At 54.5% G+C, this 14,560-nt stretch carries 9 protein-coding genes; 3 read left to right on the forward strand and 6 right to left on the reverse strand.

Annotated features, from left to right (window positions below):
* Positions 1 to 34: 34 nt before the first annotated feature.
* The 6 genes from H8B13_RS12555 to dinB all read right to left on the reverse strand — a co-directional run bounded on the left by H8B13_RS12555 (position 35) and on the right by dinB (position 10,746).
* On the reverse strand, positions 35 to 1,093 hold the full coding sequence (locus H8B13_RS12555) for an aldose epimerase family protein (RefSeq protein ID WP_187311568.1): 1,059 nt from the start codon (positions 1,091 to 1,093) through the stop codon (positions 35 to 37).
* A gap of 418 nt (positions 1,094 to 1,511) precedes the next feature.
* Positions 1,512 to 3,233 (reverse strand): family 43 glycosylhydrolase, encoded by a 1,722-nt coding sequence (locus tag H8B13_RS12560; protein ID WP_187311159.1) that lies wholly within the window; start codon positions 3,231 to 3,233, stop codon positions 1,512 to 1,514.
* 37 nt (positions 3,234 to 3,270) lie between these two features.
* On the reverse strand, positions 3,271 to 4,380 hold the full coding sequence (locus H8B13_RS12565) for a glycoside hydrolase family 43 protein (RefSeq protein ID WP_261990356.1): 1,110 nt from the start codon (positions 4,378 to 4,380) through the stop codon (positions 3,271 to 3,273).
* A gap of 85 nt (positions 4,381 to 4,465) precedes the next feature.
* The gene (locus H8B13_RS12570) at positions 4,466 to 5,995 is read right to left on the reverse strand and encodes a RagB/SusD family nutrient uptake outer membrane protein (RefSeq protein ID WP_187311160.1); all 1,530 of its coding nucleotides are present in this window, start codon (positions 5,993 to 5,995) and stop codon (positions 4,466 to 4,468) included.
* A gap of 63 nt (positions 5,996 to 6,058) precedes the next feature.
* Positions 6,059 to 9,232 carry a SusC/RagA family TonB-linked outer membrane protein gene (locus H8B13_RS12575; protein WP_187311161.1) on the reverse strand — a complete coding sequence of 1,058 codons (3,174 nt, stop codon included), beginning with the start codon at positions 9,230 to 9,232 and terminating at the stop codon, positions 6,059 to 6,061.
* A 401-nt stretch (positions 9,233 to 9,633) separates the two neighbouring features.
* A complete protein-coding gene (dinB, locus tag H8B13_RS12580; protein WP_187311162.1) occupies positions 9,634 to 10,746 on the reverse strand; it encodes a DNA polymerase IV in 1,113 nt (370 codons plus the stop codon).
* 132 nt (positions 10,747 to 10,878) lie between these two features.
* On the opposite strand from dinB, the gene H8B13_RS12585 reads away from it, so the two are divergent.
* The 3 genes from H8B13_RS12585 (at position 10,879) to H8B13_RS12595 (ending at position 14,549) form a co-directional block, all read left to right on the forward strand.
* Complete coding sequence (locus H8B13_RS12585) at positions 10,879 to 11,103, forward strand: Kazal-type serine protease inhibitor family protein (protein WP_187311163.1); 225 nt, start codon at positions 10,879 to 10,881, stop codon at positions 11,101 to 11,103.
* 272 nt (positions 11,104 to 11,375) lie between these two features.
* The gene (locus H8B13_RS12590; protein WP_187311164.1) at positions 11,376 to 12,047 is read left to right on the forward strand and encodes a (2Fe-2S)-binding protein; all 672 of its coding nucleotides are present in this window, start codon (positions 11,376 to 11,378) and stop codon (positions 12,045 to 12,047) included.
* A gap of 3 nt (positions 12,048 to 12,050) precedes the next feature.
* Positions 12,051 to 14,549, forward strand: a complete 2,499-nt coding sequence (locus tag H8B13_RS12595; RefSeq protein WP_187311165.1) for a xanthine dehydrogenase family protein molybdopterin-binding subunit — start codon at positions 12,051 to 12,053, stop codon at positions 14,547 to 14,549.
* Positions 14,550 to 14,560: the final 11 nt, after the last annotated feature.

Here is a 14,560-nt window from a genome sequence, read left to right on the forward strand (position 1 = left end):
AAGAAGTCGTTTCGGGTTTGTTAATGAGTCAGAATTACTTGCGCACCCCAAATTGGTGCACCGTCGAGGAGCGCAGGGTTTCGCCTGGCTTCAGGATGGTATTCGGGAACTTAGGCTGGTTAGGCGAATCGGGGAAATGCTGCGTTTCCAGGCAGAAGCCTGCATTCTTCACGTATTTGGTGCCGCCTTTGCCAGTGAGAGTGCCATCGAGGAAATTGCCGGTATAAAACTGCACGCCGGGCTGGTCAGTAGTTATAGTCATGGTGCGGCCCGAAGTGGGTTCGTACACCAAAGCGGCCTGATGCATGCCGCTGCCGGTACCTTTCAGCACCCAGTTGTGGTCGTAGCCGCCTTCCACTTGCCCAATCCGCTCCCCGATGGCATGGGGCGTGGTAAAGTCGAAAGGAGTGCCTGTTACGGGGCGCAGCTCGCCGGTCGGAATCAGGCCGGCATCTACTACCGTGTAGCGGTCGGCATTCAGGGTTACCTGATGACTCAGGATATCCTTGGCTGTGCCGTGATTGAGGTTGAAATAGCTATGGTTAGTGAGGTTGACGGGCGTGGCCTTGTCCGTGGTGGCCGTGTAGTCGATGCGGAGCGCGTCGTCGTTGGTGAGCGTGTACACTACCTGCACATTGAGGTTGCCGGGGTAGCCTTCTTCGCCGTCTTTGCTGGTGTAGGTTAGCGTTAGGTTTTGGCCGTCGGCTGAGCTGCCGGGCTGAGCTTGCCACACTACTTTATCAAAGCCTTTCACGCCGCCGTGCAGGTGGTTTGCGCCGTTGTTCGTGGCCAACTTATACTCCTTGCCATCCAACGTAAATTTGCCCCCCTTGATGCGGTTGCCGTAGCGCCCGATCAGTGCGCCGAAATAAGGACCCGATTTAACATACTCCGGGCTCTGGTAACCGCTCACGTTGTCGAAACCCAGCACGATGTCACCCAGTTTGCCGCTTTTGTCCGGCACTAGTAGGCTGGTGAGCGTGCCACCGTAGTTGGTGATTTTAGCTTGCAGTCCGTGGGAGTTGGTGAGGGTGTAGAGTTGGACTTCCGTCCCGTCGGTCGTTTTGCCGAAGGAAGTAGCGGTTGGGGTCATAGCGGTGGAGGCTGTTTGGGTAGAGTCAGCGGCAGCGCCGGAGGTGGCGTTTTCACTAGTGGTGGGTTGCTGGTTGCAGGCTACGAGAAGTAGCACGCCGGCCAGGTTTCCGCCTAGCAAAGAGATACGGGAAAAAGATGTCATGGCAGGGAGAAAGAGAGGCTTTAAGTGGTCAATAACCGTGAGTGGAAGGCCAACAAGGGAGTAGGAAGATTGGTCAAACCGGCTAAGAAAGTAGCACTTCGACGACGAAAGTTTACTACTAAATAGTTAGAGGTAAATCTTTTGAGACAATCAGATAAGTAAAAATGAAGGGTAGCGCCAGTAGTAAAATCTCCAGATTTGGTATGTAAAGTAGAAAGACTTCCTGAATTACACAATCGTTTGTGTCTCTTACATGCTACTTCATTGCTTCAGCTCACTCAACTGTAATCTTCTGATTTAGCAGTTTGCCATCCTGCTGCACCTGCACTAAGTAGACGCCCGGCGCCAACGCGGCCTCCACAGCTACCTTGCTCTGCTGGGGGGCAAATTTGCGTTGATACATTAATCGGCCCTGCAAATTGAAGATATGTATGAGTACGGCGCCACCTGTTTTTTTGCCCCCCAGCTCTACCGTAAAGCTGCCCCGGATAGCCGGAATAGGGTAGATGCTGACTTCCGTTAGGAGCGCCGGAGCATGGGTAGCGGTAAGCGTGCCGGGGGCGGCCAGCGTCCAGCGTTGGCAAGCACACTCATTATAGTCCCAAAGGCCCAGTTGCAGACCAACTACGGTCGAGGCGTTGGGCACTTCTACTACCCGGTTGCCATTCACAGATGCGAAGACATACGTGCCGTCGTTGGCCCGCTCAATGCGAAATTTCTGGCAGGCCAGGCCATTGTCGGCAAATAGCTGAAGCTTGGCGCCAGCGTCGGGGGAGCAGCCCGATACATCGGCGGCGAGGCTGCCCAGCGCAGTCTTAATTTTGTATTCGCCGTTGCCCAGTGCAGTGAAGTCCCATTGCTGGCATGTTAGGCCGGTCTTCGTGCCCTGCGCAATCATCTGGCCCGATACGCCGGTGCAGCCCCAAGCATCCCAGACCAAGCCGCTGTTTTTGTTGGCGATTTCGTAGCGCCCCGGCTTCACCCAGTCGCGGCTGATGACGGGCCAATCGGTGGCATCCCAGGTCAGGTTAGCCAGCCCAAGCTTCGGCACGCCGTTATCATCCCGATCATAATAGTGGTGCGAAACATAGCTGACGCCACCTTCTTCAAGTACCCCAATGTGGCCCGGCCCAATGTAGCGGCCCGAGGAATTGAGCACGGTGGTGCCGCCGTTGTTATTCAGGTCCACGCCATTCTTATCCAGGAAAGGACCAGAAGGCGAAGCCGACCTGCCCACCTGCGCGAAATAGGTGCTATTTGCCCCCCGGCAGCAGGCGCCGCGGTTAATGAATAAGTAGTAAAAGTTGCCGTGACGCATGATGTGGGCGGCCTCTACATCGCCATTGGCAATGCTAAACTCAGGCGTGCCTAGCAGCTTGCCCGTAGCCGGATTCAGCTGCGTAGTGCGCAGACCGCCGAAAAAGGAGCCGTAGCTAAGCCACACATTGTTGTTGGCGTCGCGGAATACGGCCGGATCAATGGCGTTCACGCTACTATTACTGCTCGTCGAAATCACCTCGCCCTGATCTACCCAGCGGTAGTTGGGGCTGCTAGGGTCCAGGGTTACGTTGGTGACTAAACCAATGGCGGAGACCTTGGAGCCAAACGTGGAGCAGGAGTAATAAAGGTAAAATTTACCGTTCATGAAAAAGCACTCCGGCGCCCAGAAATTCCCCTGAAAACCGGGCACCTTCGTGTTGATCCAGCTCGGATACGCATTATTGACAAACACCTCCCGCGGACTAGGCGTCCAGTTGATCAGGTCCGTAGACGACATACTGTAAATGCCTTGCCCCGTGGCGAAAATCCAGTAACGGTTGCCGTCTTTGATAATCGTGGATGGGTCATGCACGCCCGTAAGCCCCTGCAAAGCATAGGCGTTAGTGCTGAATAACCCGGACAGCACCAACAGCAGCAAGCCAAGCCAGAGCCGCGAAGTTGACGGTTGCTTAACTGCCAGGTTGGTCTGGGGGGCAAATTGTAGAGGTAAAGGCATAACGGGCAGGATTTAAAAGAATAGGGAATGATGAGATCTACTCACCACCGGGCTTCGTGAGGGGGGTATTAATAGCTACCGGAGTTCCGAAATTGGGAGTGCCGTCGGCGTTCCAGGTAAACTTCTGCATGCGTGGATTTCGCTTCTCTACGCAACCCTCGCCGGGGTTGGAGTTAGCGTGATAAATCAGCCAATCTTCTTGTCCATCTTTCGACTTGAAAAAGCCATTGTGGCCGGTGGCAAAAGCGCGATTAACGGGGCTCTGGGTAAAGACTGGTTTGCTTGACTTCGTCCAGGAAGCGGGGAGCATGGGGTCAGCCGTAGCCGTGGATGTCAGCATGCCTAGCGCATAGGAATCGGTGCCGCAAAAGCTGGCCGAGTACACCAGAAACGTCTTGTTGTCGTGCTTGATAATTTCGGGCCCTTCGTTTACGTAGGGCGGGCCCACGTTTTCCCACGGATGCTCGGGGCTCGAAAGCTCCACCCGAGGCCCCGTCAGCGTCCAGGGGTTGCTCATCTTAGAGATATAAAGCCGCTGAATGCCATTCACACCATCGTGCCCCGACCAGATGAAGTAGCGCTTGTTATTCTGCTCTAGCACGGTACCGTCAATGGCCCAAAAGTCGGCATTGGGATTATAGACGCGGCCTTTATTAATCCAGGTTCCGGTAGTTGGATCGGCGGCGCTATTTTCCAGTACCCACGTGCGCTGCAGGCCCAAGTTGGTGCCTGCCGGACCCGCTGAATAGTATACGTACCACTTCCCATCTAAGAAATAAAGCTCTGGAGCCCATAAGTTGCCGCCTGCTGGACTGTTCGCCTCGGGCCGCCAAATGGTAGTGCTATTTGCCAGCGACAGGTCCGACATCTTGGCCGTTTTCCAGATGCGCAGATCCGTGTACGTGGTGTTCATGTAATAATAAAACCCATCCTTCTGGGCCACCCACGGATCGGCACCCGAGGGCAGCAAAGGGTTAGTAAAGGTGTTGTCAGGTGCCGGTGGGGTAGTGGGTTGGGTAACAGGAGAGAGGGCGGGTGCGGCCTTTTCCTTGCCGCAGGCAACAGCTAGCACTATGCAAACTATAAGCAGCCAGCGCGACCCAGAATGCATAAGCTGTTGGAAAGGCTGGGGGGCAAAATCACGCATAGCAACACCATTAGTAAGTACCTGACGAAAACAGCCGCTCCAGCTGGGGCCGGAGCGGCTGTATGTCTATCGATTAATCAATCGGTTAGTAGCCAGGATTCTGTTTTAGATTAGGGTCAATACCAAGGTCACGCCGTGGTATTGGCAGTAGCTTAGAGACACCCAGACGGAAGTTATTGAAGTCCGTATCTCGCGTTTTCAACTCATCAATGCCAGCTTGGTTGTCCATCAGGCCCCAGCGAAGAATATCGAACCAGCGGGTACCTTCGCCAGCCAGCTCTTTCGCCCGTTCCATATAGATAGCCTGGAGCATAGACTCGCGTGTGAAGGTGCCAGTTAGCGGTCTCAGGTCTACGCGGGCGCGTACTCTGTTAACGAGTGGCAGCGCTGCACTTACCTGATTGAGTTGGGCGAGAGCTTCGGCTTGCATCAAGAGTACATCGGCGTAGCGAATAACGCGGTGGTTGATGCCCGATGAAAAGTTCTCATCAGTGCGGGTGCGGTCATTCAGATACTTGCGCCAGTACTGCTGGTTCGGGTTCCAGTTCCATTGCTGGAAGGTGCGGCCGTAGAATACATCCGGGTTGCCAGCGTGAATGATGCTGATGTCGCGCCGAGGATCGATTCTGTGTCTGGTTGTGCTGCCTGGGGCAAACGATACTGTGGAGTCGGTATAGGCGTTGAGCAACCAGCGGCGGGGCTGCACGTCGGCAAACGTCGGACCGGGAGGGCCGAAGAAGTTGGGACGGTCGTGGCTTTCCGAAGCAGAGCCGTTGTCCTGGCCTTGGCCTACTTCTAGCACAGCACCCGTAAACTGTACCTCAAACACCGACTCGCGGTTATTCTCGTTCCTGTCGGTGAAGTTGTCAAGGTAGTTGGGTACCAAATCATATTGGTTTGAAGCCGCTATTTGAGTGAACAAAGCAGAAGCCTCTGCCCACTTACGCTGCTGCATATACACTTTGGCGAGCAGTGCCTGCGCCGCGCCCTTGGTAGCACGACCTTTTTGGTCGTCGTTATATGAAAGAGGTAGGTCCGGAATTGCACTCTGTAAATCGGCAATCATCTGCGCCTCCGTTTCGGCCTGCGTCACCTGAGGCGCCCGTGCATTCACGTCGTTAGGCTCTTCCAGGATTAGGGGCACATTACCGAAGAAGTACGCCATATCGAAGTACGACAGGGCCCGTATGAACTTGGCTTCGGCAACCAGCTGCTTTTTCAGCGTCTCGTCCATAGTAATACCGGGCACCCGCCCGATTACCTGATTCGTACGGTAAATCGTACGGTAGTAATCATTCCAAGCAAACGACGAGATAAAGAAGTCTACATCGGGCTGGATGAAGCGCGTAAAGTCGGCCAGCGCCACAAATGGGCTAGCACTAAACGACTCATCGGAGCGATGCGCCATGAAGTGCCAGCTGCGGTAGTACACAGCAAACTGCTGGAGACCAGAGTAAGCGGCATATACTCCTTTAACAGCATCAGTCTCGTTTTGCCAGAAGTTGTCCTTTGTAGGAGCGTTGGGATTGCTCTGATCCAGCAGGTCCTTCTCGCATGCTGTGGTCATCAAGAGACCACCCGCGAGCAGAAGAGTAAGTAGTTTATTGCTTTTCATCTAAGTAGAGAAAACGATTTGGGTGGGGCAGTAGCTAAAAAGCATCTACTACCCCGTCGTGATTTAGAAGTTAACCTGTACGCCACCCGTGAAACTGCGCACGTTGGGATAAGAGCTGATGTCGACGCCGCGGCTGTAGAAGCCCGTGCCGGAAATTTCCGGATCGAAGCCTGTGTAGTCAGTGAGGGTGAACACGTTGCGGCCGGTTATATATACCCGTACACTGCCTAGGCTTGGTACTTTGCTCGTTACCGAAGTAGGTAAGGTGTAGCCCAGCTGTATATTCCGCAACCGGGTGTACGCTCCGTCTTCCAGCCAGCGCGTCGTGTTGCGTAGGGAGTTCATAGAAGCGGCCCGCCCTAAGTTGCCGAGGCCGCCGCCCTGCAGCAGGCGCGGCGAAGTAGTGGATGGATTTTCTGGAGACCAGGGTTCTACGTCGGCGTTGTAGTTGTTCGGGCCGGCGTAGTTTTCAAGATCGACACGAGCTTGATTAAAAATTTTGTTGCCGCTGACCGAGTTGAAGAACACTGACAGATCAAAGCCTTTGAAGCCAATATTCAAGTTCAGGCCCATTAATAGGTTGGGGATTGACTTACCTGAATAAACCGCGTCGCCGTTATTAATTACTCCATCATCATTGGTGTCTTTGTAGCGTACGTCACCAGCCGAAGCATAAGGCTGAATAATGGTGCCAGCAGAGTTTCTGTAGTTGGCTACTTCATCCGCCGATTGGAAGATGCCATCGAAGGGAATCAGGTAAAACTCACCGAGCGAACGGCCTACCTGCGACCGAGTCAAGAGTTCGCCACCTTCTAATACTTGGCCTACAACTGGCAACGCAGTAACCTCGTTTTTAACCGTGGTAAGAGTAAAGTCAGCGCCATAAGTGAAGGCACTTTTATTCTCGTGGTAGCCTAAAGCCAATTCAAAGCCACGGTTCTCGATATCACCTGCATTCTGGAACAAAGTAGCTCCAAAGTGACCTAAGTAGGTCAACACCTGCACTGGTGCCAGTGCGTTGCGGGTTTGGGAGATATAATAATCCGTTGAAAGCGTAATGCGGTCGTCCCACGCGCCAAGGTCCAAACCTATGTTTTTCGTATACCGCTCTTCCCAGCGAATGTCAGGGCTAGGCAGCGCCAACTGCGCTTGACCATTGACGATGTTCTGGCCAGTACCAATTACGTAGTTTACGTTTTGGCCTACAATAGCCTGAGTTAGATAGCTACCACCGGCAGCACCGGCTACGGCGTCATTGCCATTGGCACCATAGCTGGCACGTAGCTTCAGGTTATTCACCTGAGGTAAAGTTGTCTTGAAGAATTCTTCTTCACTTATGCGCCAGCCAACAGAGGCGGCACCAAAGTTTCCCCAGCGGTTATCCTCAGTAAAGCGGGAGGAGCCATCGCGGCGGCCGCTAATGGATAGCAGGTAGCGGTTTTTGTAATCGTAAGTAGCCTGAGCGAAGAAAGAACGTTTGGTGTTCTTGAAAGAGGTGCCCTGAACAACCCCAACTTTTGGTGCAGCGCTCAACTCGAAGAAATATTGCCCCCCAGCCTGAGTGTAGCCCTGTCCGCCCGCTTGCACATTATGAGCACGGAGGCTCTGTTCCGAAACACCAACCAGCGCATTCACAGTGTGGTCACCTAGTCGCTTATTGAAGTTCAACGTGTTTTCACCCAGCAGGAACAAGTCATAGCCTAAAAACTCATTAAGCGACGAGGTGTTGATGCGAGTGTTCTGACGCAGGATACCAGACTGTTGGGCATCAGCATTGCTGTACGTATGGCCGTCCATGGCCACATTCAGGCGATAGGTAAGAAAATCGAAGAAGGAGTACTCAGCACTAATGTTACCTGCCAGGCGGTTGTCCGATTGCGTGCGATTCAGCAACGCTTGGGCACCAATTGGGTTTGTAGCAAACGTGTTGAGGCGGGTCGAACCGGTTCCAAATCCTCCTTCATTCGCCGGATCATATACCGGAATGCTGGGCAGCATGGTGAGCACGTCGATGAATGGCGCGCCGTTTAGCAGCGTGACATCGAGGTGGGTGAGCTGCACGTTCTCCTGTAAGCGTAAACGTCCGCGGGTAAATCCGGAGTTAAGACGTAAGCTATAGCGTTGGAAGTCAGGGCCTTTTACAATTCCTTCTTGGTGAAAATATTCACCTGAAATCAGGAAGTTGGTAGTGCTTTTCTCCCCCGATGATCCGCCGGAGAAAGATAGGTTGTAATCCTCGAGTCGGCCCGTTTGGAAAAACTCTTCTTGCCAATCGGTATCGGTATTCGGGTCAAAGGCACCACCCGGACCTTTTACAGCGCCAGCTAAGCTGTTTTGGCCGTTATTCAACGGGTCAAGGCCAGCATTCTGATAAGCAATAACGGCGCGGTCGGCCCACTCACTGGCGTTAGTCAGGTTATAGGTCTTAGAGATCTGATCTACGCCCATATACCCATTGAAGCTAATGGCAGGTGCGCCAGCTTTACCCTTTTTGGTGGTAATCTGCACTACGCCGTTAGCACCCCGAGAACCGTAAACTGCTGTAGAAGAGGCGTCTTTCAGGACAGTGAGCGACTCAATATCATTTGGGTTCAGATCCCGGATATTATCCGTCCACAACCCGTCGATTACATAGAGTGGTCCACTGCCAGCATTACCTAGGGTACCAATACCGCGAATGTTAACAATCGGGGCAGCACCTGGTCCGCCCGAGCCGGTTACCTGTACGCCAGGCAGGCGGCCCTGAAGTGCTTGTGTAGCCGTTGCTACAGGTGCTTTATTCGCCTCTTTCACGTCGAGGCTGCTCACCGAACTACTTACGTTTTGGCGGTCTTCAGTTAGGTAACCTACTACCACTACCTCACTCAGTGCCTTCGCATCGGGGGCCAGCCCAACATTGATAGTAGTACGGCCACCAATAGCTATTTCCTGCGGGGTGTAGCCCACATAAGAAATAACGAGCGTGCCGTTGTCGGGGGCGGTAAGCGTAAAGCTGCCATCAGCACCCGTTTGAGTGCCGTTGGTGGTACCTTTCACCACTACGTTTACACCAGGCAGGCCTTCACCATTCTCGTCCGTTATCCGGCCACTTATGGTCACGTCGGGAGTCTGAACGGTTAGTGAGCTAGCTAAATACTCAGAGTAGGATGCTGCCGCTGCCGTGTAGGGCTGAAAGGGCAGGCAGCAAAGTAAGGCCGGTATAGCTAACCGACTCATTTTGGGTACAGGCTTTTTCATGAAGTAAATTTTGGTGGGGATGGTGAAGTAGAGAAGGCACAATCGATTGTGTCGATATTTATTCACAAACGATTGTGTAATGCTTTAAAAAAAATGATTTCTAGGTGCCAGACATCAATAGGCTAAACAAGCCAAACAAACTCGCAGGGACTTAATGAGGGACTTCATCAGTGATTCTAGAGTTGTGATGTTGGTCGAAATTCTTGCTAAGAGTACTATAAACTCCAACAAATTGCAAATAAAATCATGCGTACTCAAGAAAATCTTCCTTCAAGAAAGTACCTATCTAAATCGATTGAGGTAGCTGCGGTAAGAGTATTCAGGGTCTAAAAGGCCGCTAAGGCAGAAATTTAAGGTTTTCGACGGCTATGACTTCCGTTTTTAGCCATTTCCCATGAATTCTAAAAAATTAGGGCTAATTGCCGACCCGCTACTTCCTCCATATCCAAATTTGACAGCGACACCCCCAAAAGACGAACGCCCTGAGACAGAGGTAATAGACCGGCTAGCAACTCTAAGATGATTTGTTCGAGCTTCGCTTTTCCATCGATGGAGGCTAGGGCTGTGCGGCTGCGAGTTACCTGCTGAAAGTCGGCGTATTTTACCTTCACCGTAACCGTACGACCTCTGGTTTCGGTGCGCTCACAGTAAGCCCAAACAGATTCCAGGCAGGGGGCAATTCCTGCTATCAATTCCTTATAGCTACTCAGGTCCTGCTCAAACGTGGTTTCGGAGCCCACGGACTTACGAATCCGGTCGGCCACGACGGGTCGGTGGTCTTCGGCCCTAGCAATTGCATAGTAGTAGCTACCCGCTTTGCCAAAGTTCTGCCGCAGGAACGCCTCTGTTTGCTGACGCAAATCGAGGCCGGTGAAAATGCCCAACTGGTTCATTCGGGCGGCCGTTACGGGCCCGATACCGTGAAATTGCCCTACGGCCAGTTCTCCAACCAACGCCAAGCCCTGGTGCGGCCGAATAACAAATTGCCCGTTGGGCTTGCGGTAGTCGGAGGCCAGCTTGGCCAGAAACTTATTGTAGGAAATACCCGCCGAGGCCGTTAGCTGGGTTTCGGCCAGAATTGCCCCCCGGATCTGCTGGGCCACCTGCGTAGCCGACGCAATGTGCTTAAGATTTTGGGTTACATCCAGATACGCCTCATCCAGCGAAACGGGCTCTATAAGCGGCGTGTATTCGGCAAAAATGGCGCGAATCTGCCGCGAAACGGCCTTATACACATCGAAGCGCGGCTTCACAAAAACCAATTCCGGGCATTTGCGCAGTGCCACCGACGACGGCATGGCCGAGCGTACGCCAAACTCGCGCGCTTCATAGCTGGCGGCCGCTACCACGCCGCGCTGCCGCGAGCCACCAACCGCCACGGGCCGTCCGCGCAGAGCAGGGTTGTCGCGCTGCTCCACGGAAGCGTAAAAGGCGTCCATGTCAAGGTGAATGATTTTGCGATGTTCTTGCTGGGGCTCCACTGCTTCGTTTCTCTGGCTAATACGAAGATACATCTGACTACCCAAGGTGACTATACAACAGGACTTACGCACCCATGAAAACAAGAGTGGTGAAAGTGTCCGACTGCAACCTTTGCGGCATGTTTGGTATCTAGATACTACTGCTATTCCTTCACTCTCAGGATTATGAAAACAATAGTCTCAAGCTCTCTATTAATGTTGCTGATGGCCTGCAACTCCGATTCCGACCCAGATCCTATGTGCATTGACCCCACTCGCATTACGTCTGGTGCTTGCACAGCAAACGTTGACCCTGTCTGTGGCTGCGATGGCAAAACCTATGGCAATAGCTGCGAAGCCGACAGAGCCGGCGTGGTATCGTATACATCAGGCGCTTGCTCAGGGCGCTAGGTAAGTCAGTGTATTCAAATAAGAAGAAAGCTCGACCGTTTGGCCGGGCTTTCTTGTGTTGGTAAGTTAAGCCTTACCAAAAGCACTCAATTTTTGGAATGATCTGATTATATTAGTCTTAGCTAGCGGAAAGCCGTATGCTAAACCCAGCAGTGGCGCTTGAGGTTATTGTTCCAACAAAAGGAAGCTGTATACCGCGCCAAGCATCTGAAAAAGACCCTCAGCACCTGTGGACAGGTATTCAAAGCAAGCGCTACCCTATTTTAAGCTAGATGAAAGATCCCGAAGAGAATTCTGAACAAAACGCCGGCGCGGGCCGAGGCTTGTCGCGGCGCGGCTTCCTGAAAGGGGCCGGCATTACGGCGGCGGGGGGCGTGCTCATGACCAGCGGCATTGCCGGACTGGCCGAAGCTGAGGCGGCCCCCGCTCCCGACACGGTTGGGCCCGGCCGCACCAGTATCACGCTCAAGATCAACGGCGACAAGAAAAAAGTCGCTATCGAGCCCCGCCAAACCTTGGCCGAGGTGCTGCGCGCTGAGCTGAATCTGACGGGTACCAAGGTCGTCTGCGACAGGGGCGCGTGCTCGGCTTGCACTGTGTGGCTGGATAACATGCCCGTCAACTCCTGCATGACCCTGGCCATTGAAGTAGGCAAGCGCGAAATAACGACCATTGAAGGCTTAGCCAAAAATGGCAAGCTGCACCCCGTGCAGGAAGCTTTTGTGGCTCACGATGCCAGCATGTGCGGGTTTTGTACGCCGGGCATGGTGATGAGCTGCGCCAGCCTGTTGCAGCGCAACCCCAAGCCCACGCTCGACGACGTAAAAACGGCCACCAGCGGCAACCTCTGCCGATGTGGTACATACCCCAAAGTATTTGAGGCGACGCTAGCCGCGGCCGGCATTGCCTACTCCCAAACCCAGGCTCAGGCCGCCAAAGGATAGATTATGGCCAGCTACCGTAAACTCAAAAAGTCGGCGAAGAAGGAGGGCAAGTTTGCCGCCCTCGCCGCCGCGCTGGCAGCCCCGGCCATCGGTTCGGCCGCGCCGGCTGCTACCCAGTCGCTGACAATGCCGGTGGGCATTCCGGGTGTGAATCTGAAGACCATTACCCGCGAAGTATCCGCCGATGAGCCGCCCGTGCTGGCGATAAATGACAAGCTGAATGTGCTGGGTAAGCGTACCCGCCGGCTTGATGCGCATTTGAAAGTCACCGGTCAGGCCAAGTATACCTACGATATCAACCTGCCGGGCATGCTGTACGGCCGCATGTACCGCTCGCCGCATCCGCACGCCAACGTGAAGAGCGTGGATACCAGTGCCACCGAGCGCTACCCTGGCGTAAAGGCGGTGTATATTATTGAAACCGTGATGGGCTCAGCCATTGAGCGCGACCCCAACCACAAAAACCCCAAAGTGCAGTCTACGGGGGGCAAATTTCCGAAAGTACGCTACGCTGGGCAGCCCATTGCGGCCGTAGCCGCTACCTCCCAGCAAGCCGCCGATGAAGCTGCCCGCCTGATTAAGGTAGAATACGAGTTGCTGCCTTTCGTAACTGACCTGGATGATGCCCGCAAACCCGATGCGCCGCTGGTGTACGGCGGCAAGCAGGTAAGCATGGAGGAAAGTGGCGGTGGTGGCGGCGCGGCCGGGGGCTTGCCCCAGAAAGGCAACGTGCGCGGCCCGAGTACCAAAAGTATGTTTGGCGGCTCGCGCGGCAACGTTGAAAAAGGCTTCAAGGAAGCCGAAATCATCGTGGAGGGCGAGTTCAGAACCCAGGTACAAACCCACGCTCCGCTCGAAACGCACGGCATGGTAGCCGACTACCGCCCCGACGGCCTGACCGTTTACCTTTCCACTCAGGATACGGCCGGCGCCCGCAGCGAAATGGCCGAGCTATTTAAGCTGCCCAAAACGCAGGTGCGTGTGATTACCGAGTTTATGGGGGGCGGATTTGGAGCCAAATACGGCGCCGGTAACTACGGCGTGGCCGCCACGCATTTGTCGAAAAAAACAGGCGTGCCCGTGCGCATTATGCTCGATAGAAGGGAAGAGCACGTGGCAGTCGGCAATCGGCCCAACTCAGTGCAAAATCTTCGCATTGGGGCTAAAAAAGATGGTACGCTCACGGCCATGCAACTCACTAGCTATGGCACGGCCGGCGTAGGTTTGGGGGCGGGCGTTGGCTGGATTGCCGAGACCATGTACCTCACTAACCCCAACTTCAAGGGCGAACAATACGACGTACTTACCAATGCCGGACCCGGCGCGGCCTTCCGCGCGCCCGGCGCGCCGCAGGGGGCATTTGCCCTGGAGCAGCTCATTGATGAACTGGCCGAAAAGGTGGGTGTTGATGCCTTAACCCTGCGCGACAAAATAGATAAGAGCGAAATGCGCCGCGAGCAGCGCCGCGTGGGCGCTGAGCGTTTTGGGTGGAGTAAGCGCCAAGCCCCCGGCTCCTCGCCCGGCGTGGTGAAGCGCGGCGTGGGCGCGGCCCAGTCGGAGTGGGGGCGCTTTATTGACATGGACTCCTCCTGCGAGGTGCGCTTGCACCAGGATGGCTCCGTGGAGATTATGTCGAGCGTGCAGGATTTGGGTACGGGCATCCGCACGGTGCTGGCCCAGGTGGTAGCCGAAGAGTTAGGCCTGCAACCCACCGACGTAACCGTGCGCATAGGCGACACAAATTATCCGCCCGGCCCTGGCTCGGGCGGAAGCAAAACAACGGGCTCCATTACGCCGCCGGCCCGCACCGCTGCTTACAAAGTTGGTCAGCAGCTTTTGGCCGCTGTGGCACCCAGTATGGGTGTGGCAGCCAGTGAACTGGCTTTTGTGGGGGGCAAAATTGTGGTGAAAGGCAATGCCAATAAAAGCATCAGCTTCCGCGAAGCAGCCCAGAAACTGCCAACCCAGCAGGTTTCGGCCACCGAAAAGCGCAAGGATGACTATGGCGGCTTCTTCCGGCCGGGCGTCTCCTTTGGGCAATCGGGTGGAATTCAGTTTGTGGAAGTGAGCGTGGATACCGAGACTGGCTACGTGAAAGTGGAGCGGGTAGTGGGCGCTCACGACTGCGGCCGACCTATCAATCCACTGGCGTTGGAAAGCCAGATCAACGGCGGAATTTTGCAGGGCATCAGCTGGGCCCTGTACGAAAACCGCTACCTCGACCGCAACTACGGCCACATGATGAACGCCAACCTCGACCAGTATAAAATACTAGGCTCACGCGAGGTGCCGCAAATCGACATCATCATGGTGGAGGAATACACCGCTACCAGCTCGACCGATGCGATGGGCATTGCCGAATCGGCGAACGTAGCTACTGCTGCGGCCGTGGCCAATGCCGTTTACAATGCCATTGGGGTGCGTATTTATGAGTTGCCCATTACGCCCGAGCGAGTCCTGAATGCGCTGGCCAAATCCAAACAAAAATTAGGTAAAGTATAGCTCAGGTCAGT

This window comes from Hymenobacter sp. BT188, assembly GCF_014333585.1.
Classification (GTDB): domain Bacteria; phylum Bacteroidota; class Bacteroidia; order Cytophagales; family Hymenobacteraceae; genus Hymenobacter.